Annotated in this window: 21 protein-coding genes; 16 read left to right on the forward strand and 5 right to left on the reverse strand. The window is 60.8% G+C overall.

All coding sequences use genetic code 11. The features are described 5' to 3' along the window. The first annotated feature begins 59 nt into the window (after positions 1-59). From EGM46_RS06045 to EGM46_RS06100, 12 genes are all read left to right on the forward strand, one after another. Positions 60-1,241 carry a tyrosine-type recombinase/integrase gene (locus EGM46_RS06045; protein WP_125099264.1) on the forward strand — a complete coding sequence of 394 codons (1,182 nt, stop codon included), beginning with the start codon at positions 60-62 and terminating at the stop codon, positions 1,239-1,241. A gap of 132 nt (positions 1,242-1,373) precedes the next feature. After that, on the forward strand, positions 1,374-2,531 hold the full coding sequence (locus EGM46_RS06050) for an AAA family ATPase (protein WP_125099265.1): 1,158 nt from the start codon (positions 1,374-1,376) through the stop codon (positions 2,529-2,531). Then, the gene (locus EGM46_RS06055) at positions 2,509-4,893 is read left to right on the forward strand and encodes a S8 family peptidase (protein WP_164512822.1); all 2,385 of its coding nucleotides are present in this window, start codon (positions 2,509-2,511) and stop codon (positions 4,891-4,893) included. Before EGM46_RS06050 ends, EGM46_RS06055 begins: the two co-directional genes overlap by 23 nt. Positions 4,894-4,991: 98 nt before the next feature. Next, positions 4,992-6,236 (forward strand): SIR2 family protein, encoded by a 1,245-nt coding sequence (locus EGM46_RS06060; protein ID WP_125099267.1) that lies wholly within the window; start codon positions 4,992-4,994, stop codon positions 6,234-6,236. Next, entirely contained in the window at positions 6,229-8,166 is a 1,938-nt protein-coding gene (locus EGM46_RS06065) for an ATP-binding protein (protein WP_125099268.1), read from the forward strand. Before EGM46_RS06060 ends, EGM46_RS06065 begins: the two co-directional genes overlap by 8 nt. A gap of 429 nt (positions 8,167-8,595) precedes the next feature. After that, positions 8,596-8,844 carry a helix-turn-helix domain-containing protein gene (locus tag EGM46_RS06070; RefSeq protein ID WP_125099269.1) on the forward strand — a complete coding sequence of 83 codons (249 nt, stop codon included), beginning with the start codon at positions 8,596-8,598 and terminating at the stop codon, positions 8,842-8,844. A gap of 4 nt (positions 8,845-8,848) precedes the next feature. Further along, entirely contained in the window at positions 8,849-10,963 is a 2,115-nt protein-coding gene (locus EGM46_RS06075; RefSeq protein ID WP_125099270.1) for a hypothetical protein, read from the forward strand. Positions 10,964-11,112: 149 nt separating this feature from the next. Continuing rightward, on the forward strand, positions 11,113-11,367 hold the full coding sequence (locus EGM46_RS06080) for an addiction module protein (protein ID WP_125099271.1): 255 nt from the start codon (positions 11,113-11,115) through the stop codon (positions 11,365-11,367). A gap of 14 nt (positions 11,368-11,381) precedes the next feature. Beyond that, entirely contained in the window at positions 11,382-11,681 is a 300-nt protein-coding gene (locus EGM46_RS06085; RefSeq protein WP_125099272.1) for a type II toxin-antitoxin system RelE/ParE family toxin, read from the forward strand. A gap of 99 nt (positions 11,682-11,780) precedes the next feature. Further along, on the forward strand, positions 11,781-12,809 hold the full coding sequence (locus EGM46_RS06090) for a hypothetical protein (RefSeq protein WP_125099273.1): 1,029 nt from the start codon (positions 11,781-11,783) through the stop codon (positions 12,807-12,809). Further along, positions 12,802-13,407 carry a hypothetical protein gene (locus EGM46_RS06095; protein WP_125099274.1) on the forward strand — a complete coding sequence of 202 codons (606 nt, stop codon included), beginning with the start codon at positions 12,802-12,804 and terminating at the stop codon, positions 13,405-13,407. Before EGM46_RS06090 ends, EGM46_RS06095 begins: the two co-directional genes overlap by 8 nt. A 10-nt stretch (positions 13,408-13,417) precedes the next feature. Beyond that, positions 13,418-15,487, forward strand: coding sequence for a hypothetical protein (locus EGM46_RS06100; protein ID WP_125099275.1), 2,070 nt, complete (start codon positions 13,418-13,420; stop codon positions 15,485-15,487). A 261-nt stretch (positions 15,488-15,748) separates the two neighbouring features. On the opposite strand, the gene EGM46_RS06105 is transcribed toward EGM46_RS06100, so the two are convergent. From EGM46_RS06105 to EGM46_RS06120, 4 genes are all read right to left on the reverse strand, one after another. Next, on the reverse strand, positions 15,749-17,467 hold the full coding sequence (locus tag EGM46_RS06105; RefSeq protein ID WP_125099276.1) for a DUF2075 domain-containing protein: 1,719 nt from the start codon (positions 17,465-17,467) through the stop codon (positions 15,749-15,751). Next, positions 17,454-17,771, reverse strand: a complete 318-nt coding sequence (locus EGM46_RS06110) for a nucleotide pyrophosphohydrolase (RefSeq protein ID WP_125099277.1) — start codon at positions 17,769-17,771, stop codon at positions 17,454-17,456. The genes EGM46_RS06105 and EGM46_RS06110 overlap by 14 nt, the downstream gene beginning before the upstream one ends. Positions 17,772-17,809: 38 nt before the next feature. Beyond that, positions 17,810-18,058, reverse strand: coding sequence for a hypothetical protein (locus EGM46_RS14845; RefSeq protein WP_206427514.1), 249 nt, complete (start codon positions 18,056-18,058; stop codon positions 17,810-17,812). A gap of 184 nt (positions 18,059-18,242) precedes the next feature. Next, positions 18,243-18,668: a prevent-host-death protein gene (locus EGM46_RS06120; protein ID WP_164512823.1), complete on the reverse strand. Its 426-nt coding sequence runs from the start codon at positions 18,666-18,668 to the stop codon at positions 18,243-18,245. 188 nt (positions 18,669-18,856) lie between these two features. Between EGM46_RS06120 and EGM46_RS06125 the strand changes: the two genes are divergently transcribed. Further along, a complete protein-coding gene (locus tag EGM46_RS06125; RefSeq protein ID WP_125099280.1) occupies positions 18,857-19,405 on the forward strand; it encodes a putative immunity protein in 549 nt (182 codons plus the stop codon). 209 nt (positions 19,406-19,614) lie between these two features. On the opposite strand, the gene EGM46_RS06130 is transcribed toward EGM46_RS06125, so the two are convergent. Further along, positions 19,615-19,953, reverse strand: coding sequence for a DUF1801 domain-containing protein (locus EGM46_RS06130; protein WP_125099281.1), 339 nt, complete (start codon positions 19,951-19,953; stop codon positions 19,615-19,617). A 93-nt stretch (positions 19,954-20,046) separates the two neighbouring features. Between EGM46_RS06130 and EGM46_RS06135 the strand changes: the two genes are divergently transcribed. The 3 genes from EGM46_RS06135 to EGM46_RS06145 are packed head-to-tail and all read left to right on the forward strand — an operon-like array spanning position 20,047 to position 22,602. After that, positions 20,047-20,433, forward strand: coding sequence for an MmcQ/YjbR family DNA-binding protein (locus EGM46_RS06135; RefSeq protein ID WP_125099345.1), 387 nt, complete (start codon positions 20,047-20,049; stop codon positions 20,431-20,433). Positions 20,434-20,473: 40 nt separating this feature from the next. Further along, positions 20,474-21,802, forward strand: coding sequence for a replication-associated recombination protein A (locus EGM46_RS06140; RefSeq protein ID WP_241156212.1), 1,329 nt, complete (start codon positions 20,474-20,476; stop codon positions 21,800-21,802). Beyond that, a complete protein-coding gene (locus tag EGM46_RS06145) occupies positions 21,799-22,602 on the forward strand; it encodes an NmrA family NAD(P)-binding protein (protein ID WP_125099282.1) in 804 nt (267 codons plus the stop codon). The genes EGM46_RS06140 and EGM46_RS06145 overlap by 4 nt, the downstream gene beginning before the upstream one ends. The last annotated feature ends 104 nt before the right edge of the window (positions 22,603-22,706 follow it).

The raw sequence follows: 22,706 nt of genomic DNA on the forward strand, positions 1-22,706 counted from the left end.
AATCACTTTCCGGCACCACCCTAGAGTCCCCGCCTCATGCTGCACGCGCGAGGTGCGGCATGGCTAGGCCCCGCACTCCGATCGGCACCTTCGGGAAGATCAGCCACCGCAGGATCAAGAAGGGCGTGTGCCAAGCTCGAGCACGCTACCGCGATTGGGATGGGAAGCTGCGAGCGGTGCAGTGCACCGGGACGACGAAAGCGGCAGCCGAGCTCGCACTCAAACGTAAGCTCTCCGAACGGTCGCTCTTCCAACCAGGGTTTGCCGGACTCAGCGCCGACAGCACGTTCGCGAAGCTCGTGGACTACTGGCTTGAGGACATGGAAGTCGAAGACCGGCTCTCACGAACCACCCGGAACCTCTACGAGCGAAACATGCGAACCCTCGTCGCTCCGTCGTTCGCTGAGCTCACGCTACGCGAGATTGGAGTCGCACGTTGCGACTACTTCCTGAAACAACTCGCGAAGCAAAGCTATAACCGTGCCCGTCAGGCTCGCGTGGTTCTGCGCCTCGCGCTCGGACTCGCAGTGCGGCACGAAGCGATCCCACGCAATCCAATGGATCACGTTTCCCGGCTGCGCCGACCCGCCCGCACTCCTGATGCGTTCGAGGACTCGGAGATCGAACTGATCCGCGAGGCTGTGCGCGACTGGGAAGAGCGGAAGATCATGGCTGGCCCGAAGCCAGACGGACAGCTCGGGCAGATCATCGAAGTGCTCCTCGGTACTTCTGTTCGGATCGGCGAAGTGCTCGCGATCCGTATCCGAGACCTCAACCTCCGGGGCGCGATCCCGACAGTACGGATCACAGGCACGATCGTCAGCAGGAAGGGTGAACCGACCCACCGTCAAGATCATCCGAAGACCTCACGCTCGGTGCGGACGATCGCACTGCCGCAGTTCGCGGTGGCCGCGATCCGCGCACGGCTCAAGAAACGGCTCTCGATTGACCCCGATGCGCTCCTGTTCTGCAACCGCAACGGCGACCCACTCACAACGAACAACGTCCGCCGCCGACTCCGCGACGTGATGGATAAAGCAGGGCTGAGTGGCGTGACCCCGCATCGATTCCGTCGTACCGGAGCGACTGCAATCAACAAGGCCGGCGGTATCGGCCTCGCAGCCGAACTCCTCGGGCACACCGACTCACGGATCACGATCCAGCACTACATCGTGCGTGATGATCTCGTGAACCCCGCCACCGCCCGGATGCTCGAAGAACGATTTGGGGGGAGGGCGTAGTTCAGAGTCGGAAGCATGCCCATTGCGAGTGTGCGCCGCTCGACTTGCGTGGTAAATGTCTGAGGTTCATGCGATGGTGTTACCGCGAGCACCTACCAGTCTTAAGAACACAATGAGGATAGGGTGGTAATCATGTCAGATGCATCGCGCAAAGGTTACCAATCGGAGGGCGGTCTGGAGCGAGCCGTCATTGATCTGGTGAGGGTCGGTACTCGTGGCCATGGTGCAGGGGTTCGGCAGGTTGCATCGCGCCTGATGCGTGCGGTTCCTCCTGGTGTTGAGGATGTTGAGTCGTTTCGAGATGCGATGCACAGCGCGATCTCCGCGGGAGTTGACGGTACCGGGCTGAGGTACGTTGCCGGCGCCGTACCGACCGAGGATGACAGTGCCAAACCGTTGGTCGACATCGACCTCCTCCCGGATGGTGATGGGCTGATGCTCGCCGACGACACGATGAGCCAGCTTCGTGAGGTAGTCCGTGAACGCGAACGAGCGGACGACCTCCGCCGAGCCGGAGTGGGACTCACTCGAACGCTTTTGCTGAGCGGTCCTCCTGGAGTGGGGAAGACAATGACAGCGCGTTGGCTTGCTCAATCCCTTGCTCTTCCGTTGCTCTCGCTCGATCTGTCCTCGGTCGTGTCAAGCTATCTTGGGACTTCCGGACGGAATATCAAGTCTGTCCTGGACTATGCCAAGACAGGTCCCTGCGTTCTTCTGCTGGATGAATTCGACGCGATCGCGAAGAGACGTGACGATGATTCCGATATTGGGGAACTCAAACGAATCGTCAACGTCATTCTGGTTGAGCTTGATCGGTGGCCTGATACGAGCTTACTGATCGCAGCTACGAATCACCCTCAACTGCTGGATGCCGCAGTCGGACGCCGATTTGATCGCGCTCTCGCGCTGCCGCTGCCTGGTCGGGTCGAACGAGCAGCAATCCTTGCCAACCTCGCTGCGACAGCTCAAGCTGTCGATCAAGAAATCCTTGAACTTGTGACGGAACTCACCGCTGACCAAAGCAGCTCCGACCTCACTCGGTTCTGGTCTCTTGCAAACCGGCGTTCCGTGCTCAACGATTCCAACTTGTCAGATGAATTGATTAGTGAACTAGCCCGTCAAGTCCAAGACACGGGTGCGGGACGTGACCGGCTTTTCCTTGCGATGCGCGACATACTAAAGGTGTCGAACCGGCAGATCGCAAGTCTGACCGGCGTTAGCCACCCCACCGTGGCTAATGGCATCAAGCGAGCAGAAGGAGCCAACGATGGCGGCCGTTCGGAGCACTGACGGGATCTCACGTCCACTACTCGTCAACGGCGAAGCCCTACGCCTCGATGTTCAGGCCCCCAACCCAGGTGGCGGTGACAAGTACGAACCTCAGACCGTAGAGGCGGCTCAAGAACTGCTCATCCCACAGATCAACGAGGCAGCAGAGCAGGCGGAAGCCCTCTCTCCTCGCCTGCGAGCAAGCGACCGCGTGTATGTCGAAGCGAAACTGCTCCCCAACTACCTCGCCGCTTCGTATTTTCCGACCGAGTTGCTATCTCACGTCGGTGCTACCCCGGTTGGCTCACGAGCTGATACCGGGCTGTATGTCACCAAGAAGAAGAGAGTCAAGAGTCAGACGAGGCGGCTCATCTTCGCTGTCTCCGATGACGGCTTGCGTGAGCTTCGCCGACTCATCACCCAGGGCGGACGGAACCGCACCGAGAACCAAGCTTTCGCCCAAATCCGCGAGTTAAGCGAAATCTCCTTACCGCGGCAGTCCGATGTACTTCGCACACCGGATCAGAGCGCAGATGCATCATCGCTTCGGCGAGTCTGGGAGGCCGTGCTGCACCCTCGCGCATCCAGCCTGGGCGACGCGATACCGCTGGAGGACGACACACTCGAGCGCTGGTTCGACCTCATCGGTAGCGAAGGCGGTGAGGTGCACCGCGACTTCGTTCGTACCGTTGGCGGCCTCACATTCACCCCGGTGAGCCTCGACGCTGATCGGGCCGAACATCTCTCTCGTTTCAACCCGTTACGTGTTCTTCGACCCATGCCGGCGATCCGACCTCGGCCCCGTTTTGGTACTCGGAGTGTTCTGCGTCTTGCTGCGCCGGCCTCACGCCAACCTGTGATGACCGACGTGTCTGTAGCTGTCTTCGATGGTGGTGTTGACACCGCTCGACGCGCCAATGGTCTTTTTTCCGTTGCAGCCAAAGACCTCACCCCTGAGCCGGCCGACCAAGGCGAACTCGATCACGGCACCGGCGTGACCGGAGCTGTTCTGTACGGCCTCGTAGAGCCGGGCGATCAAGCGCCCACACCGCCGCTGCCCGTGGCCAGCTATCGTGTCCTTCCTGCTCCGCAGATCCCTGGCGATCTCGAAGGCTACTGGGTGCTCGACCGCATCAAGGAATCGATCAAGGCCGGTGGCCACCGACTCGTCAACCTGAGCCTGGGCCCTACTCTGGCTGTCGAAGATGACATGGAACCGAACCGTTGGACGAGCGAACTCGATCAGCTCGCATGGGACGATGACGTGCTTTTCGTGGTCGCTGCGGGCAACGATGGTGACCAGGATCGAGATCTTGGGTTGCACCGGGTGCAGGTCCCTGCGGACATGGCCAATGGCCTCGCGGTCGGCGCCTGCGACGCTCCGTCTCCGGAGAAGCCCTGGGCGCGTGCACCTTACTCATCCATGGGGCCAGGGCGCCACGGCGCTCGCGTTCAGCCGCTGGGTGTCCAGTTCGGTGGAGCAGAAAAACGCATGTTCAACATCGTTCGTGCTGACGGGAGTTTCCTCGAAGCCGCTGGCACGAGCTTCGCTGCACCCGTGACCACGCACGCGCTCGCAGACCTCGTCACGCGACTCCCCAGGGTCAACAGCAGCGTCCTGCGCGCATTCGCCACTCACTTCGCGGAGCGCCCAACTCAGCATGTGAAGCTTCGCGACGAGGTCGGGTACGGGCGACAGCCTCTGACTTTTGAAGACCTGATGGAATGTGGGCCCAACGAAGCTCACGTTCTCTATGTCGATGACATCGAGCGAGGCGATTTGCTCGGCTATCAGATCCCGGTCGCGGGGCAGCTTTCGAGCGACGTGAAACTGCAAATCACTCTCGCATACGCGTCACCCGTCGATCCAACACAACCCACCGAATACACCAGTGCCTCACTCGAAATGGTGATGCGACCACACCATCGCATGCATTCGTTCCGCCCGCCCAAGGGATCGAACGCGAAGAGTCGGACTCTTGACATCAGCGGCCTGGACGCGCGCGCACTGCTCACTCAAGGATGGACGCCCAGTCAGGAACCGGTTACCAAGACCCTCGGCAGCGCCAAGGCTGGAGCATCCGAGGCGCAACTGCGTGATAGCGGCAAGTGGGAGACCGTGCGACACTACCGCGTGACGCTGAAACCCGGGGAAGTAGAACTACCCCGCCTTGAGGTGTCATACGTCGCACGTCGAAGCGGGGCACTAGATAACTCGCCGACAACCATTCCGTTCGCCTTGATCGTATCCGTTGTTGATGAGTCATCAACCGATGACATCTACGATTCTGTCCGAGCACAGTTCACCGCGCTGAGGCCAGCTCAACGTGCACGCACGCGGCTTCGGCCCCGAGGATCTGGCGCCGATCCCCACTGGTACTAAGCCCTCTCTGAGCCGGAGATACTGATCGCGTTCCGGGCAACGAAACACTGAACACGTATAAGTAGGCTTGGAGCCCAGAGATGAAGAAAGGTGCGTGAATGTCGAGTCAGCTGCGCATCGGCCCAGGAGTTCCGGTCGAGAAGGAAGCAACAACCGGTATCTCGATCGATCGACTCCGAACGATCATCCAAGATTCCCACCTGAATTTTCTTATCGGCGCAGGTACCTCCGCACCATTTTTCGAACCTCTCGGAGATGTCGAAAAAGCGCTCACTGCACTTCGGACTGCTGACGAAGAAACCAGACTTGCTCGGGCCTCAGTGCAGGGATACTTCTTCCACAAGGTGCTCGTCCCGAATGCCAAACTTCTGAATGCCCGTACTGACGCCGGCGCGCAGTCGCTGATCAAAACCTACGCGCGGTTCATGGCCGTTCTCAACCGCGTCCTGTTGCGGCGACGGAGCACTCTCCTCGGCAAACAAGTCAACTTGTTTACGACCAACGTCGACATGGCGTCAGAAGTGGCACTCGAACTCCTCGAGATTGATACCAATGACGGGTTCTCCGGCAAAATTCGACCACGTCTCGACCTCGGCGAATACAGCACCCTCCGATATAGACAAGGGGGCCGTTTCGAGTACCGATCAGAGATCCCCACTGTCAATCTCTTTAAAATTCACGGTTCGGCCGCCTGGCGAGGCGAAGGCGACGACATCTATTTTGACCACCAGCTCAAACTGGTGCAAGGGGTGCAAGCGGCGTATGAGGCGGCGAGGCCCTCCTTGATTCGCATCACTAGGCCTGCTCAGGTAGACGCGGTCAGGCTGAGGAGACGGGCAGCAGGAAAAGTGCGTAGCGATGAAGTCAAAGATTTCGTCAAGGCATACTCGCGACTCCAGATCGTCAACCCCGAGAAAACCAAGTTCGCGAGCACGGTTCTGAATAAGACCTACTATGAGCTCCTTCGTCGCTTTGCGAACGAGCTTGAGAAGGAAAACAGCGCCCTGTTCGTTCACGGTTTCTCGTTCCGCGACGAGCATCTTCTTGATCTAGTGACGCGGGCAGCTGCGACCAACCCTACTCTTCAAGTGATTGTCTTTTGCTACGATCGCGACTCCTACAAAGAGATCAAACAACTCTTCCCCATGGAACGGGTCAAGAACGGCAACATCCTTTTCGTGCGTCCTGCGGAACCCGAAAAGGGCGAGGATGAGCGGAAGCTCTCACTCGGTACCGTTGTGGAGGACTTCCTTGAGCAAGTGCTGATTGAGAAGACACCGTCTCCAGACCACATCATCGAGCTCAAGCTTGACTCCGCTGCCGGGGATTTGGCCAGTGTTTGACGAGAATGCGACTCTGAAACGAGATGCCGTATTCAGTGTTGGACGAGTCGTCGCCGTAGAGGGGCGACAAATACGTGTTGCCGTCGACAAACTCAAGAACAGTGCGCATCTTCTCTACCAGGGAGAGATCGTACGGAACATCGCCGTTGGGAGCTACATCAAGATCGCCAAGGGATTTGGAGAGCTTGTAGCCTCGGTCGACGGTGAACGCATACGAGAAGAGCGAGTCGCCTCGCCCGATTACAAGCGAAACGTCGACAGCCTTGTGCGTGAGCTCGAGGTGAGCCTGGTTGGATACTTCGAGAACGGCCGCTTCCAGAGAGGCGTCCGAGAGATGCCTCTCCTCGATAACGAATGCTTCATCCTCAGTGAGAACGAGTTCCAGGCTATTCACACATTTGCTGACGCGAAGACCCCAACGATCCCGCTGGGTGTCCTGGCAATGGAGCCTACGCAGCCAGTCAGCATCGGGGTTGACAAGATATTCGCAAGCCACATCGGAGTGTTCGGAAACACAGGAAGCGGCAAGTCATATTCGCTCGCGAAGCTCTATCACGAGCTCTTCAAGCAGTACGGCAGTCAGCCAGGTTTCCTATACAGATCCCAGTTCGTGCTCATTGACTTCAACGGCGAATACGTCAACCGTGACGCCGAAGGTGACGATGACCATGGCGCGTCGGTAATCATCGAGGACGAACTCAAGGCTGAATACCGCTTATCAACTCGAACGACCTCCGGGGATCGCTTGCCGCTTCCCTCGTCCGCCGTAAACGATCCCGTGTTCTGGTCGATCTTGCTCGGCGCTACAGAGAAGACTCAAGCGCCGTTCGTGTCGCGTGTTCTGAGAGGGGATTTCTGGGATCGCCTACTTCCAGATTCATCCGCACTGCTCGCGGTGATTGGAGACACTGTAGCGAGAGCAACCAAGAGCACCGACCCGTCAATGGATCGACTCCTGCCGCACAACTTCCTTGAAGAGATTGAAGAATGCCTGGGTGTAACGGCCTCTGGCTCTTTCAAAGCGATGGTTCAGGACTTCAAGACCAACCTGAACTATTTCACTCGGAACCACAACTTCTTTTGGGGAGGCCCAAACCCAAAATGGTCTTCCGACCAAGACTGGGAAGATTTCATCGCCAACAAGATCAAGGCTGTCACTCAAGACTTTTCCGCAGTGACCGACGTCGACCTTGTCAGGTTCAAACTCGTTCTGCAGTTCTATAAGGATGTTATTGGCGGGTTTGTGAACCGCGAGCACATTGGCCCGCTCATGAAGCGTCTTCACAGCCAGATCCACGGTATTAAACGACTGATCACAGTCTCAGATGACACCGTAGCCTCGAAGCCGCTTACCGTCGTCTCGCTCCGTGACGTGAATCTTGAGATGCGCAAGGTCATTCCCATGATCCTCTGTCGCCACCTCTACGAATCTAAGAAGATCACCGACCAAGCGAACGATCGCCACCTCAACCTCATCATTGACGAGGCGCACAACATCCTCTCACTGGACTCCTCTCGAGAAAACGAAGCCTGGCGAGACTATCGTTTGGAGACCTTCGAGGAAATCGTCAAAGAAGGCAGAAAATTCGGTGTCTTCCTAACTATCGCAAGCCAGCGTCCGCATGACATCTCGCCAACCATTATTTCGCAATTGCATAACTACTTTTTGCATCGTCTTGTCAATGACTTGGACATCCGGGCGATTGAGAAAGCGGTGTCCTATTTGGATCGGGTGTCATTCGAATCGATGCCGATTCTTCCAACTGGCACCTGCATCCTGTCTGGTGTCGCGGCGCAGATCCCTGTGATGGTCAGTGTTGACGAACTGGAATCACGGTTTGCTCCCAATAGTCGAACTATGTCGATAACAACGGCATGGTCGAGTCCGCTCCCGCCACCGGACGCGAGTGGCGATGAATCGCCGTTCTAAGACGAAACGGGGAGCGCCTGGGACCGAATTAGGGATCGTCGCCGAGCCGGCTGACGTAAACCCCACATAAACTCATCTCGTGGCGTCGCCGGAACTGCGATTCTAGTGGGCCAATCTAGTGGCCAACGTCCTGCAAAGCATGAAATCTGTGACGCGCTGTGCAACGTGAGAAAGAGAATAACCCCGGTCAAGTGGGGTAAATCGGTCAGCTTCTTACCTGGGGGTCAGGGGGTCGCAGGTTCAAATCCTGTCAGCCCGACCGAAAAGCCGCGGAAACTCAAGGGTTTCCGCGGCTTTTGAGGTTGGTAGATTTGATCTTCCCGACGAAAACCCGACGAAAACTCCTCCCGACGCAGGTGTTCTCGACTTCCCCGACCGGATACTTCCCGTTGGTTCCGGTCGCTGTTTCAGGGTGTGCACCTGTCCTCCATGGATACGCAGCACCCCACCCCTCAGCCCCCGCCGGGGCTCGAACCGCTCCTCAGCATCGAGGAGTTGGCGACGTACCTCGGCATCCCCATTTCGACGCTCTACGACTGGCGGGTGCGCGGCCACGGCCCACGCGCGCATCGCTTCGGCAAGCATCTGAAGTTCGCGCTCTCCGACGTGCGCGCATGGATGGCGACGCAGCGCGAGCCAGAACCCGCTGCCGAGCCGGCATCGCTGGATCGGGGGTGATGGCATGAGTAGGCCCCGCCTCACCATCGGCACCTACGGCGACATCGGCTATCAAGCCGCCTCCTCCGGACGCATGACCGCCTACGCGCGTTACCGCGATTGGGATGGAATGACCCGAGTTGTGCAGGCCACCGCGCAAACGCAGAAGGCCGCAGAGCGGGCGCTGAAAGCGAAACTCGCCGAGCGCACCCTGTACCAGCCGACGGCGGGCACGCTGACCCCAGATAGCCCGTTCGAGGACTTGGTTGCCTACTGGCTCGCTGACCTTGACCTAGACGACCGCCTCTCGCCGAGCACGCGGCAGTTGTACGAGCGGAACATGCGCACACTCGTGACCCCCGCGTTCAGAGGGCTCACGCTTCGCGAGATCGGGGTCGCGCGGTGTGACCAGTTCTTGAAGCACCTGTCGAAGCAGAGTTACAACCGAGCACGACAGGCTCGCGTCTCGCTTCGGCTCGCGTTCGCCCTCGCCGTGCGCCACGAGGTGTTACCGAGGAACCCGCTCGATCACGTCGGACGCTTGCGGAAACCACCGCACACGCCCGACGCGCTCCCGGCAGTCGGTCGTGGTGGTGTGCTCGAGACGGCGATCCACGCGCGCGGACGCAGTTACGACATGACCGAACTCCACCGCTGCATCAGCCCCGAATACGCGGCATTGACGCTCACGATGCGCGACCGGGAGAACCCCGACGATGTGTTCGACAAACTCGCCGCGATGGGGCTCGTGACCCTGCACGAGAGTGAGGACGAGGCCCGGGACCAGATCACCGAACAAGCCCAAGACGGTGAGGTGATCACCGTCGCAACGAACGAGGAAGCCGCCGCCTTGAACGAGCGCATCCGCGTCGCACGCGTCGAGCACGGCGAGGTCGACGACACGTTGACCGCGACCGGGAACGATGGCCTCGCGATGGGCGCGGGCGACCTGATTCAGGCCCGCAAGAACGACACCACGATTGGGGTCGCGAACCGGCAACAGTGGATCGTGCGTCAGATCACCGAGGACGGTACTGTGTACGCCCGAGAAGTCGGTGACCGCGGCAAGAAAGCGCTCCGCATCGTCGCGCTCCCGCCCGAGTATGTGGCCGAGCACATGCACCTGTCCTATGCCGCGACCGCGTACGGCGTCCAGGGCACGACCGTTGATACCTCGCACACGATCCTCTCTAGTGCGACGAGTGCAGCGGGCGTCTACGTCGGCATGACAAGAGGCCGCGAGACCAACCGGCTGCACGTCGTGGCCGAGAACCTGAATGACGCTCGCGCGCAGTTTGTCGCCGCGATGGGACGCGACTCTGCTGACCGTGGCCTCGACCACGCCACACAGCAAGCAAAGGAGGCCGTGCGTGGCCTTATCGCGGACGGCCCAGTGCAGCGAGTCAATGAAGCAATCGCCAGACTGACCGCCGAAGTCGAGAAGGCTGAGCAGTCTGCGGCACGCTGGACACAGAGCGCCGCGAAGTTCGACGCACAGCGCGCGGCGCACCGAACAGAACGAGAAGAGCACGACGCACTTGTGCGCGAGGCCAAGGTCGCCGCTGAGTTGATGCGAGCCGAGGTCACCGAACCTCTTGCGATTGAGGCCGAAGCGGATGGAGCCGCCGCTATTGCCGCGTCGGACGCCGAGATGGCAGCGACAGCGCGACTCGCGAACGCAGGCCGGTTCGGGAAGCGCAGGGCTCGCGCCGAGCAGCGCGCCGCGACCGATCACGTCGATACTGTCCGGGCACAGGTGCGCGCCGATTGGGGTACCGAACCGCCGTACACCGCCGAGTTGCTTCCGGCGTGGGCGGCGCGCCAAGCCGCGACTCGTGCCGAGCGAGACCCGCGCGTGCTCGACGCCGCACGAACAGTAGGGGTCCTGACCGCAGACGGCACAGCGATGGTGGAGCGGCAGGAGCAAGAGCGTCGCGCGCTGGGAATTCGCGAGTACGGCCCAACCCAGGCGCGGCGTATGCGGAACGGCATGGGTGGGATCAAGCCGCACAGCAAAGCCCGAGAAGCCGCCTCTAATGCCGCCATCGCGCGGCGGGAAGTCGAGGAGCTGCGCGCCCTGCCAGTTACCGAAGCCGCCACGCGGCTCGACGCGCAACAGGCGGCCTCTGAGGAATCTTGACGCCTCGCCGACGTGCGCAGGCGGCGGCTTGGCGACCCGTTCGTACGCGGCTCGGATCGCACCGACCCGCGCCGAGAAGGCCCAGGCCGCAGCCTGTGAAGCACCCCACCTCCTGTTCAGATAAAGAACCTTCGGCGTACACTGAGAGCATGTCTATGGACGTTGCCGAGGTTGAGCAGGCGATGCTCGCGCTAGACAAGCGCGACCTCGCCGCGCTGATCCATCGCGGCATTCAGGCTCTTGATGAGATTGAGACGGAAGCGCCGCAGTCGGAAATCGATGCGGCGTGGAACGCGGAGTTCCGCCGTCGCATTGACGAAGTCGATTCGGGGCAGGTCGAACTCTTGACCGCTGACGACGTTGACGCGAGTGTGAACGAACTCCTGGCGAAGTTCCAGGGCTGATCGCTCTGCTCCGCGTGCATCCTGAGACGGCAGAAGAACTCCTCGACGCGATCCAGCACTATGAAGAGTGGGCTGGGTCTGAGGCGGCGTTCGCTGTCGCCGCGAAGAAGGCCCGCACCGATGCCGCGGAGTCGCCGAATGCCTGGCCTCCTGTCGAGCACTGGAAGCCGCCGCCGCTGGTTCGTAGTCGTCGAATCGGCAACTTCCCCTACCGCGTCATCTACTACTCGCGCGGAGATGTGGTGGCAGTGATCGCCTACGCACACGAGAAGCGTCGCCCCGGCTACTGGGGCCGTCGTGCTGAACGACGATAACCCAGTCAGCACTTCGCGAGAAGACGACCTGATGCCTTGACCGGCAACTCGTAGGTCTTGGATAGGCTTGAGAAAGCGAAGGAGCTGGAAGGAGAGCCTGTGAGCCAGAATATTGCCGTAGTTGGAAATGGCGATGTTGACTTCCGCTTTCTTGAAGTGAGATTTGCTGGCGAGGCAGGTGCGCGCGAGGCGTTTGAGCGTCTTGTCGCCGACATCGTTGGGATCGTGCATCCTGATGTTCGAGAGATCCAGGCGAACCCAGGCGATTGGGGTATCGACGCTTACGTGGGTGATCTCGGACAAGATGGTGAGGTGCATATCTGGCAGTCGAAGTTCTACATGAACGGATTTGGCGCAACGCAGCAAGATGATGTCCGCGAATCGTATTCTTCGGCAATAGAGGCCTCGAAAGCCAATGGATACAAGATCAAATCATGGACTCTCTGCATTCCGTGCGAACTTGACGCCCCGATGTTGAAATGGTGGACAGGCTGGAAGAGGAGAAAAGAAAAAGAACTTGGCATCGTAATCCAGTTGGAAACAGCGGGGAACCTGCGACGCCGATTACAAGCGCCAGCTGGGCAGTCCGTGCGTGAGATGTATTTTTCTCCGTTGTTCAATGTGCCTCAAGAAGATGATGGCGAAGCTCCGACCCGTGGACTTCAAATGCTCCCCGAAGAGGCTGAATACGATGATGCCTTGTTCGTGCATCAGCTGAATGAAGCGGGTATCTCAGAGACAAACTCCGCTCGGGAAGCATTCTTTAACGCAGAGATACTGGAGCGTGAAATCGCGGATAAGGGCATCGGCAGAGAGCTCACCGGGCTCGCCACGTGGCGTGTTCGCGTTGCTTCTACCTGGTCAAATGCGTTCATTTCGGCATGCGAAACACCGGGGCAGCGATTGTTGCCAGGCCTCTACTCCAATGTCGTACGTTCAATCGAGAATGAACATGCCACCGAAGCAAACGCACTCAGAGCTCATGTGCTTCACGGGGTCGGACTGCTTCATCAGTCCGTGGATAACGGGAAAGCAGGTTGGGTGCGCGATTGGAGAAGAGTCGCCGCAGACTTCCTTGATGGCGCGCTAAGTAACATCTCTGAAAGCGAAGGGGAGCAGGATGGTTGAGAAGCCCGACGCGCAGAAAGAAGCCGTTCTCCCATTTCGCGCTGAATCGATTCCTGCGTTTAGGATGGCACAGCTTTTGCTCGTCTTAGAGAGCGCCCTCCAGCACGAGAAGAAACTTAACTTGGAACGCCTGTCCGTGATTGAGTTCCTTGCCGCAAACCCTTTCCTAGTTCTTCCGGCGGGCTCAGAAGCCTCCAACAGACTAAGGCTGCAGGGCTTTGGTCGACATTCCATCGACTATGCTTCACCAGGCCAGCGGTATGTCTCTCGACGCGAAAGAATTTCTTCGGATGCTGCTCAACTGGTCTCTTTAGGGCTAGCAAGCATCTCTGCGTTTGACGGGCAAAGGGTGATTACCATCACTCAATCCGGAAATAATGCGGCGGATACTCTTTGCTCGGTGTACGCCGACGCTTACCGGCAAAGCTTGCAAGCGGTTCTTCCAATAGTTACCAAACTCACATCAAAGAAGTTGCGCGAGAAATTGGAAGATTGGCTTCGTGTGGATTCAGTTCTCTTCGATCTTTTTGACGCACCATCAGCTGACGAGCTAGGCGCCGAGCTCTCATCGCTTCCTCTTCCAGGCGCTCTTTTCTAGGAATCACAGCATGACATCCCCCGCATTCAATATTCGAGCTCTTCGACTGGTGGGCGCCCTTCGCTCATATCAAGTTAATTTCACCGATTCGGATGATGCCGATCGTATTCGCGACCTTTCCATCATTGCTGGAGAGATCAGCACAGGTAAGACGACCGTGCTGGAGTTTATCGACTGGTGTCTAGGTGCAAAAGAACATCCTGAACACGATGAAATAGTGGCGAATGTGCGTTCGGCTCAGCTCGCTATTGATATCTCGCAGTCAGAAGAAGCTGAAGCGAAGCAACGCCGATACGTTATCGAACGGCCGTTGGGCATGGCGTCCACGAAAGCATTCCTCTATGAGGGGGATTTCGACTCAATGGTCGCCCCTCCCGTGCGCTCATTCACATACGATCCCGCCGAATCGGAATCCCTTTCTCATTACCTGCTTCAGTTATGCGGACTAAGTGGCCTACGGCTTGACCAAGCCCCAACGCAGGTGGATTCGAAAACTAGCGTACTGAGCTTTCGAGACCTGCAACCGCTGTGGTTTCTCACGAATCGACGTCTCGACAATGGCAATCTGGCTCTTGAACATCATCCTCATCGATCGATCAAGTTGAACCAAGTCGTCAACATTCTTTTCGGGGTCTCAGACAATGATGGTTCTTACTTGTCGCGCGCTGTCGAGGAACTTGGGGCTGAAGAACGGGAGCTTGGCCGCGCCGTTCAAACACTGCGTGCGTTCATGTCCGACGCAGGGTTCACTAGCATCGAAGAGCTGGACGAAGAAAGCGACAAACTAAGGGTTCAGTCGGCTTCCCTTTCTGCCCGAATTAGAGTTATCGATGATCGAGTCGCGGCAAGAAGCGACTTCACATCCGAACTTCGTGGAGAGTACGCAAGCGCGCAAAGAGAAGCGCAACGTGTTCAGCTTAAGTTACGTGATCGGGAGACGCTTGCGAGCAGGCTTGAGCCTTTGAGAGCGCAGTATGCAGATGAGATCCGTCGACTTGACCTGGTTGCGGAATCCATCACCCTGTTTGATTCTCTAACAGTGGTTACCTGTCCAGTGTGCCAGAGCAAATTGGAGGACTCTCCTTGCGTTGAAGATCAACGCTGCTCACTTTGCCATACAGAACTCACTCCCGGCGAAGCCAGCACGCCACTTGATCTCTCTTCAGAACACCGAAGCCTCACGCTTCGGTTGAACCAACTCTTGAAGTTCTCTCAGGAGGTTCGTTCCGAGGCCGAATCGCTTCGGAATGATCTAGACGAGGTGCGCAAACGCGCGGCTCGTGCGCAGGACTCGCTTGATTCAGCATCAGCGGAGGTTATATCTCCCTATCTTGCCGAGCGGGATCAGATTCAGCGAGAACTGGTGCAGGTTCAGGCAAGCTTGAAAACTTTGCAAAAGGCGCGGCAGATGCTCCTGCAATTGCGTCAAAGAGAATCCGAGTTGCTACAAGTTTCGTCGGCGTTGAAGGACGCGAGAGCGCGCAAAGCGAACTACCTGGCGGAAGCTAATCCCCGGGACACAATGCTTGCTGCGGTTGCCAATCGCATGCACGAGATTCTTGTCGACTTTGAATATCCGAAGATTGATCTCGTGCGTCTCGAGAAGAATCTTGTTCCTCACGTTAGAGGAAAACGTTACGACAAAGTAGGCTCCTCGGGCGCCATGACTCTTATAGCTCTTGCATGGGAGTTGGCTCTGTTTGAAATCGCGTTTGAGAAAGGCTCGGGGCACCCCGGCTTCCTGCTCGTTGATAGCCCGCAAAAGAACTTGGTGCCCGGCTCCGTGTCGACGGTAGGCGATGCAGAAGTTGCAGAGTTGAACGCCTCGATCGCGACTCGACGCAGACATATTGTCGATAATATCTACGCGCATGTGGAGCGCTGGCTTGCCGCGCATACCGGGGCTCAGATTATCTTTGTAGACAACCAGCCTCCAAGCAACATGGATTTACATGTGGTGATTCGTTATTCTCAGCACCCGGATCAGCCGCCGTATGGGCTGATTGACAATGAGGACGGGCGTGAAGCTTCACGTGAGTTGGAGGCGAAGGTGACCGAGCTCGGTCCGGATTCCGAATGAGAATCAGTGGCGACGAGCCATGCTCCCCGCACCCGACGAATACCCGACGGAATCGTCCGTGACGGTTCCCAGGCGATCGGCTACACTCGGAACAGGCGATGTGCCTACTCCCTATGTAAATCAAGCGAACCCAAGACAACCCAACGCAATCAAAATAGCCTCTGATCAGGCATTTTGACCCAAGGGGTCGCAGGTTCAAATTCAGGTAACGCCGCCTTGCGTTGAAGCACGAGGTGCGTCATACCAAGACCTCGCGTGGGGCTAAATCAAACCGCGCAAGCGCTCCCGCAACGCCGGGTCGCAGACGTAGACGTACGTGCCGCGGATTCCCCGGGTGAGGAGCACCGTGTAGATGTTGCGGACGTACTGTAGGAGGTCCTCGTCCGTGTACTCGATGCCGCGCTTCGGGTTGTTCTCGCGGCCCTTCTTGTCGTGGTACTCGGCTCGGTCAAAGACGACGGTTCCGGTTGCCGCGTCGAGGCGGAGGTCCTTGCCGATGATCACGCCCGCGTAGTTGAGGTCGTATCCCTGCACCGTGTGGATCGAGCCCACTTCGTTGATCGAGTCGGGGGAGTTGATCCAGTCCTTCTGCGTGGAGTTCCAACGCAGCTGCTCGCCGTCGAGTTCGATATCGAACGCGCTCTGGTCACGCTTGCTCCGCCACGGCCAGGCGTATCCCGCCACCAGACGCGCCAGCCCGTGCTCCGCATTGCGTTGCAGGATCTCATGGCGCATCTCACCGAGGTCGTCGAAGAAGCGGAGATCGTATCCAGGGAATGACGCGCGGTGCGCCGGGGGAGCGCCGCCGAGCAACGCTCGGACGTAGCCAACGTAATCGGCGTCAGCCGCGATCCGCATCTGCGAGCGGAGCGGGTAGACGCGACCGTTCGCGCCGACCTCCCTGAGCAGCGCCGTAGTGGTCTCCGCCGAGAGATCCGCGGGGCGCACGCTCTGCTCCGTGTCGAGCATGAGGATCGTGTGGGTGCTGAGTTTCCGGATCCAATCGAGCTGGGTGAGTTCCGGATCGTCGTGCCCGAAGAGCTTCTCGTTGATCGCCGCGAACTTCTGGTTCAGCGGTCCGGACGCCTGATTTGCGCGCTGGTTCAGTCGATGCGCCTCGTCCACGATGAGGAGGTCGAAGGGGCGATCGCTCTCACCGACCGTGAACGGGGTAAACACCATGCTCTTGTCGAGGCCGGGAGTGAGCGCGAACACCTTCGCGATCGACTCGCGCAGCGACTGCTGCGGAACGACGATGCCGACCCGCAGTGTCTCGAGGAGCTCCGCGTGCCCCGGCGTGAAGAACTCACTGAAGAGCGAGTCGCTGTCGGGGGCCTCATCCGCGCGGTGGCGGCGAATGTCCTCCAACAACTTCAGCAGGTAGATCGCCACAACAGTCTTGCCGGTGCCAGGATTTCCCTGCACCACGACTGTGCTGGGGGCGCCCGTCTCAAGATCCGTGAACAGCCCCGAAAGGATGTCCTCGACGGCCACAGCCTGGTCGTGGTTCAGCGCCTTGAACGGCGAAAGCTTGAACAGATCACTGTTGATGATCTCCGGCAGCGTGCGCTGAAACAGGTGCTCGTTGGTGCGCAGCTGCTCGAAAACCGTATCGAATGTGCGGCGGTAGCGATCCCGATCGAAATAGTCGGCGTCGGTGATTCCCGCGTTCTGGTTGAGGACCTGCAGTCGCCCGTCCCCGGAGAACATGCGGATCAGGAAGGACTCGAGATCGAGGCAGGCTGACTTGTTGAACGTCTCATCGAGAACGACGCGCACCCACTCGAGCTGCCGCTTCTCGACGGAGTCGAGGTGCTGGCGCATCCGCCCCTCGGCGTTGAGCGACTCGCCGACGTACACCTCGCGGTCGTTCGACATGACGTAGACCACGGGCCAGTTGCGGTGCTTCGCGCTCGCTGCGCCCCAGGCCCTGATCTGTTCCGAAGCAAATGGAAACCGCTGGATCTCAGAGACGGTCATACTTCTCGCTTCGCCCGCGGGCCTTCTCGATCGGGTACTTGGCGCGCGTGTGCGCGAGCTTCTCAGTGACAATCGTGTCGGGATCGAGCCCCAAGCGGTCTGCGAGCAGCAGACAGTAGGTGAGCACGTCAGCGAGTTCGTCGCGGGCCGAGGCGAGGTCCGCGTCACCCCACTGGAAGCACTCCAGGAGTTCGCCCGCCTCGATGCTGATGCTCTTGGCGAGATTCTCCGGGGTATGGAACTGGGCCCAGTCTCGCTCGGCGACAAACTCGCGAAGCGCCTCGCGTGTGGGGTGCTCATACATGGCTCTCAACTTACCAAGAGGAATGGTCTGGAAATCCGCTACTCGACGCCGTCGCCGGCCGCCAGTATTGCCGCGTAGCGATTCGCTGCGCCCGCCGCGTCAAGCTCCGCGATCTCGGACTCGGGCACCCCGAGGCGTGTCAGCTCGCGGTACAGGTGGAGCGGGATCGGCTTCCGTGCTGTGCGCGGCTTGGGAGCGCCACGATCCGGCAGCACCTGATCCTCCACGCACGCCCAGAACGATGCGGTATCGACCTCGAGCTGCGCACGCAGAATGTGAGCCCACATGCTCGCCGGGTATTCGGAACCGTCCACCGGCCGTGAGAGGCGTGTGCGAAGCACCCGCCCGTCCCAAAGTCGCAGGATGTAAGTGCGGTGATGTCGGACGGGCTGTCCCGTCGCGCCCCGCTTGAGTTCCCACTGCTCCGTCGTGCAAAAGCTGTCGTGGTGCTCGCGCGTCGCTGGCGGATGCTTACGCCCCGCCATGCTCGAACCAATCACGAAGCTCGTCGTCTGTCGATAGCAAGATCAGCTGGACCAATGGCCAGTGCTCAGCGTGGTTCGGAGCGTCGGTGAGGTGATCACGCCAGTCTGCCGCGTACTCCCGAAGCGACTCCACCATGTCTGCGAGCGCGTCATCAACCGTGCGTCCCTCCGAAACGAACGGGCGTGACCGCATGAGCGCGATGACCCGCCCTTCCTCGTGAGCGATCTCCAAGAGCGGTGGAACAGTGCGGAACAGGAAATCCCGGAGCTTCGTCGCGGAGACCACTGCGGAGACGTCCGAACCGCGAGACACCGTCACCATCTGGCCGGCGCGTGCGCGATCCAGCACCTCCTTCAGGTGAGTGCGGGCGCTTGAGAAAGTCGGGTAGTCGGCGGCCGGCGCGTGAGACATTCTCCGCTCCATTCTTCGTTGTGGCTCCAGGGAGGTACGTAATGTACGCAGTGTACGTCACGTACCTGCACTTCGGGGGAGCGAGTATCGCTCAGCGCCATGTGCGATCGGCGCGGTGGACGGGCGAGTTCGGCGCTGGTGCTGGCGTGCGTGATGCGGAGCAGTCCCCTCCATGCGATGCTGGGGTCATGGGATCACCGCAGACGCTCAGCGAATCCGACCGCCGGCTCGTCGCCCACTGGGCAGCCGATTGCGCTGAACGTGTCCTTCCGCTGTTCGAGGTGGAAGCCCCGGAGGACGGTCGGGCGCGAGACGGAATCGCACGTGCTCGCGCGTTCGGGAGGGGCGAGCTCGACGCCGCAGGTGAGATCCGGCGCAGATTTGAGGCTGGCCGCGCAGCACAGTCGGCGTCCGGTGCTGCTGCCATTGCGGCAGCACGCGCGGCGGGGCAGGCGGCCGGTGTCGCGCACATGGGCGCGCACGCACTCGGCGCCGCCGCGTACGCCGCCAAAGCCGCTGGGCTCGCGGCCGATGATGAGGCCGCCGGTCGTGACGCGGAAATTACCTGGCAGCTCGAACGCATGAGCCCAGAAGTCCGCGCCGCGCTTGCGCAGCTCCCGCTCCTCGGCGAGGACACGTCCGGGCCGCTGGGCAAGGGGCTGCTCGCGTCGGGCGTGCTCGGCGAGGTGATCCGCGAGATTCAGACTGGAGTTTGGAGCGGGTCTGATCCGGTTTGAGCGTCCATAGCGGATCGGAGTCGCACGAATCCGTGTGAGGTGGTGTGGCCGGCCATCGGGCGGGGATCGTGAGCGGGGGAGCGCCGCTCCCAAGAAAGTGGAGTGAGTACGATCCGCTTGTGGGGCGGTGAATCGGAGCAAACTCGCACTAAGTGATTGGTGGGGGTGGCGGGGGCAGGCCGGGGCCGGCCGGGCGGGTGGCCGGGCCGTCAGGCGAGCGCGGCAGCCGCCTCCTCGACGAGGGCGATGAACGCCTCCTCGTCGAGTCTGTCGTGCTCGCGGAGGTCGATCGCGCGGCGCGTGCCAGCGTCGAGGCTCGCGTTGAACAGGCCGGCCGGGTCAGCGAGGGAAGCTCCCCGCGCAAACGTCACCTTCACCTTGTCCTTGTACGTCTCAACCGTGCAGATGAGCCCGCCGTGCGAAAACGTGGGAACGCCGGCGGGGTTCGTGGGCTTCACCCACTTCGCCTCCTCGGTCACGCCGGGAACGGCGCGGAGAATGAGGGAGCGGATCTCCGCAACGCGGTTCGTGCGCCAGTCGTCAGTCATGTCGGGATCATACTCCTCGCGGGCCCAATGTCGGTGGCTGCACGTACAGTGGGGCCCAACGACGAAGCCGCCATCTCGATCTTGGAGGGACTCATGAAGGGAGCCACCCTGCAGAGATACGCCCGCGAACGCGTTGCGGAACTTCCCGGCGCGGGGCTCGAGTACCCATTTGGCCCGGACTGGGAGGTGTTCAAGGTGCGCGGCAAAGTCTTCATGCTGTTGACCGAGACCACGGGGGCGCCCTGCGTGATCGTCAAGGCGGATCCGGCGGACAGCATCGCGCTCCGCGAGCAGCACCAGAGCATCACGCCCGGCTACCACATGAACAAGCGGCACTGGATCACGCTGAATCCTGGTGGTGGCCTCGATCGAAGCCTCGTGGAGGCGCTGGTTACCGAGTCGTATCTGCTGGTCGTGGAGAAGCTGCCACGGGCGCAGCGGCCGGTGAACCCGGCAACCTTTGGCAGGCGGGACTCATGACGCTCCGTCGGGGCTCCGATCCCTCGCAGAAAGGCAGATCGTGAACGAACAACCGAGCCTGTTCAGCATCGAGGACGCGGATCGGCCGCTCGCGGATCGGCTGCGCCCGCAGCGGCTCGCCGACGTCGTTGGGCAGGACCACCTGCTCGCCGAGGACGCGCCGATCGGCAGGATGATCGCAGCTGGACGGCTCGTCTCGATGATCCTGTGGGGTCCGCCCGGGTGCGGGAAGACGACGATCGCCCGGCTCCTCGCCGAGCAGACGAACCTCGCGTTCGAGCCGCTCTCCGCGACATTTTCGGGCGTCGCCGACCTCAGAAAGGTGTTCACGGCCGCGCAGCGGCGCCGGGAGATCGGGCAGGGGACCCTCCTCTTCGTCGACGAGATCCACCGCTTCAACCGCGCCCAGCAAGACTCCTTCCTGCCCTACGTCGAGGACGGCACCATCATCCTGGTCGGCGCGACCACCGAGAACCCCAGCTTCGAGCTCAACGGCGCGCTGCTCTCGCGCAGCCAGGTGTGCGTGTTGAAGCGGCTCGACGAGGCGGCGCTCGCGACGCTCATCGAGCGAGCCGAGGAAGTGCTCGGCGGACCGTTGCCGCTCGACCGGGAAGCGCGGCAGGCACTCATCGCCATGGCGGACGGCGATGGCCGGTACCTGCTCAACATGGTGGATCAGGTCCAGGCGCTCCCCGCCCCGCTCGATACCGCGACGCTCGCCGCGGCGGTGCAGCAGCGCGCGCCGCTGTACGACAAGTCGCAGGAGGGGCACTACAACCTCATTTCCGCGCTGCACAAGTCGATGCGCGGCTCAGACCCGGACGCCGCCCTCTACTGGTTGTCGAGGATGCTGCTCGGCGGTGAGGACCCCCTCTTCATCGCCCGGCGCATCACTCGATTCGCGAACGAAGACATCGGCATGGCCGACCCGCAGGCCGTGCAGCAGGCGCTCGCCGCCTGGGATGTGTACGAGCGCCTCGGCTCGCCCGAGGGGGAGATCGCGCTTGCGCAGGCGGTGCTCTACCTCGCCACCGCGCCGAAATCGATCGGCGTGTACCGCTCATTCAACAGGGCGCTCGCAGCGGCGAAGAAGACCGGGTCACTCATGCCGCCAGCGCACATTCTCAACGCTCCCACCCGCCTCATGAAAGACCTCGGCTACGGTGCGGGATACCAGTACGACCCCGACACCGAGACCGGGTTCTCGGGCGCGAACTACTTCCCGGACGGGATGCCCAGGCAGACCTTCTACGAGCCGACGACCGGCGGTTACGAACGCGACGTCTCCGCACGCCTGCGATACTGGGCTGAACTGCGCAACGGCCGGTCGGAAACGGCCGGCCCCGAACACACAACGGAGCAGCCATGAGTCGCGCGTTTATCACCGGGGCGACCGGGATCGTCGGCAGCTCCGTGCTGCAACACCTGCTGGATCGCGGCGAGCAGGTCATCGCCGGCGTGCGCGACGACACCGCGGAGGTGCCTGCGGGGGCGGAGAAGAGGCGTTTCGCCTTCGGGGATGCGCCGGAAGAACTGCGGGCCAGCATGGCGGGGGCTGATCGCCTGTTCCTGATGCGGCCGCCAGCGATCGCCGACGTGGCGCAGTTCCTGTTCCCGGTGATCGATGCCGCGCTCAGTCTCGGAATGCGGCAGATCGTATTCCTCTCCCTTCAAGGGGTGCAGGGCAACCGGAAGACCCCGCACCACGCGGTCGAGCAGTATCTCCGCCGGATCGACGCCCCCTCCACGTTCCTGCGCCCCAACTTCTTCATGCAAAACCTCTCCACCGTGTACGCGCCCGGCATCCGCGAGCGCGGCGAGATCTTCGTGCCGGCCGGGCGCTCGCGCACCGCGTTCATCGACGCCAAAGACATCGGGCGAGTGGCCGCAGCGGTCATGACCGAGCCGGGGCATCTCCGCCGCGCCTACACACGGCCGAGCGAGCGTGAATACCTCGACGCGCTCGCCGCAGCCGGGGCACCCGCCGACTACCTCGACGTGCAAAAGATGATCCACCGCGTCGTGCGACTGAACATCTCCGCGATCCCGAACCGCAGCATCCGCGCGCTCACCGGGCAACCAGCCACACGCTTCGAACAGTTCGTGCGCGAGAACCGCGACGCATGGGATCCAGTCCCGCCCGGGTCACAGGACCCGGGCTTCCGCTGAGCCTGGCAGGCGTCGCGCCACTGTCCCCAGAGCGGAACAAAGCGGAGCGGAGCGGCCGAGTGAAGCTGTATGCCGCCTATGCGCTTCGTGCTCACTGTGATTGA

It is taken from the genome of Leucobacter chromiireducens (assembly GCF_003917135.1).
GTDB lineage: Bacteria > Actinomycetota > Actinomycetes > Actinomycetales > Microbacteriaceae > Leucobacter > Leucobacter chromiireducens_A.

Bases quoted from the DNA above. Each gene is read 5' to 3' on its own strand.
- EGM46_RS06045 (WP_125099264.1), top strand. From the start codon at position 60: ATGGCTAGGCCCCGCACTCCGATCGGCACCTTCGGGAAGATCAGCCAC.
- EGM46_RS06050 (WP_125099265.1), top strand. From the start codon at position 1,374: ATGTCAGATGCATCGCGCAAAGGTTACCAATCGGAGGGCGGTCTGGAG.
- EGM46_RS06055 (WP_164512822.1), top strand. From the start codon at position 2,509: ATGGCGGCCGTTCGGAGCACTGACGGGATCTCACGTCCACTACTCGTC.
- EGM46_RS06060 (WP_125099267.1), top strand. From the start codon at position 4,992: ATGTCGAGTCAGCTGCGCATCGGCCCAGGAGTTCCGGTCGAGAAGGAA.
- EGM46_RS06070 (WP_125099269.1), top strand. From the start codon at position 8,596: ATGGATACGCAGCACCCCACCCCTCAGCCCCCGCCGGGGCTCGAACCG.
- EGM46_RS06075 (WP_125099270.1), top strand. From the start codon at position 8,849: ATGAGTAGGCCCCGCCTCACCATCGGCACCTACGGCGACATCGGCTAT.
- EGM46_RS06080 (WP_125099271.1), top strand. From the start codon at position 11,113: ATGTCTATGGACGTTGCCGAGGTTGAGCAGGCGATGCTCGCGCTAGAC.
- EGM46_RS06095 (WP_125099274.1), top strand. From the start codon at position 12,802: ATGGTTGAGAAGCCCGACGCGCAGAAAGAAGCCGTTCTCCCATTTCGC.
- EGM46_RS06100 (WP_125099275.1), top strand. From the start codon at position 13,418: ATGACATCCCCCGCATTCAATATTCGAGCTCTTCGACTGGTGGGCGCC.
- EGM46_RS06105 (WP_125099276.1), bottom strand. From the start codon at position 17,467: ATGACCGTCTCTGAGATCCAGCGGTTTCCATTTGCTTCGGAACAGATC.
- EGM46_RS06110 (WP_125099277.1), bottom strand. From the start codon at position 17,771: ATGTATGAGCACCCCACACGCGAGGCGCTTCGCGAGTTTGTCGCCGAG.
- EGM46_RS14845 (WP_206427514.1), bottom strand. From the start codon at position 18,058: ATGTGGGCTCACATTCTGCGTGCGCAGCTCGAGGTCGATACCGCATCG.
- EGM46_RS06120 (WP_164512823.1), bottom strand. From the start codon at position 18,668: ATGTCTCACGCGCCGGCCGCCGACTACCCGACTTTCTCAAGCGCCCGC.
- EGM46_RS06125 (WP_125099280.1), top strand. From the start codon at position 18,857: ATGGGATCACCGCAGACGCTCAGCGAATCCGACCGCCGGCTCGTCGCC.
- EGM46_RS06130 (WP_125099281.1), bottom strand. From the start codon at position 19,953: ATGACTGACGACTGGCGCACGAACCGCGTTGCGGAGATCCGCTCCCTC.
- EGM46_RS06135 (WP_125099345.1), top strand. From the start codon at position 20,047: ATGAAGGGAGCCACCCTGCAGAGATACGCCCGCGAACGCGTTGCGGAA.
- EGM46_RS06145 (WP_125099282.1), top strand. From the start codon at position 21,799: ATGAGTCGCGCGTTTATCACCGGGGCGACCGGGATCGTCGGCAGCTCC.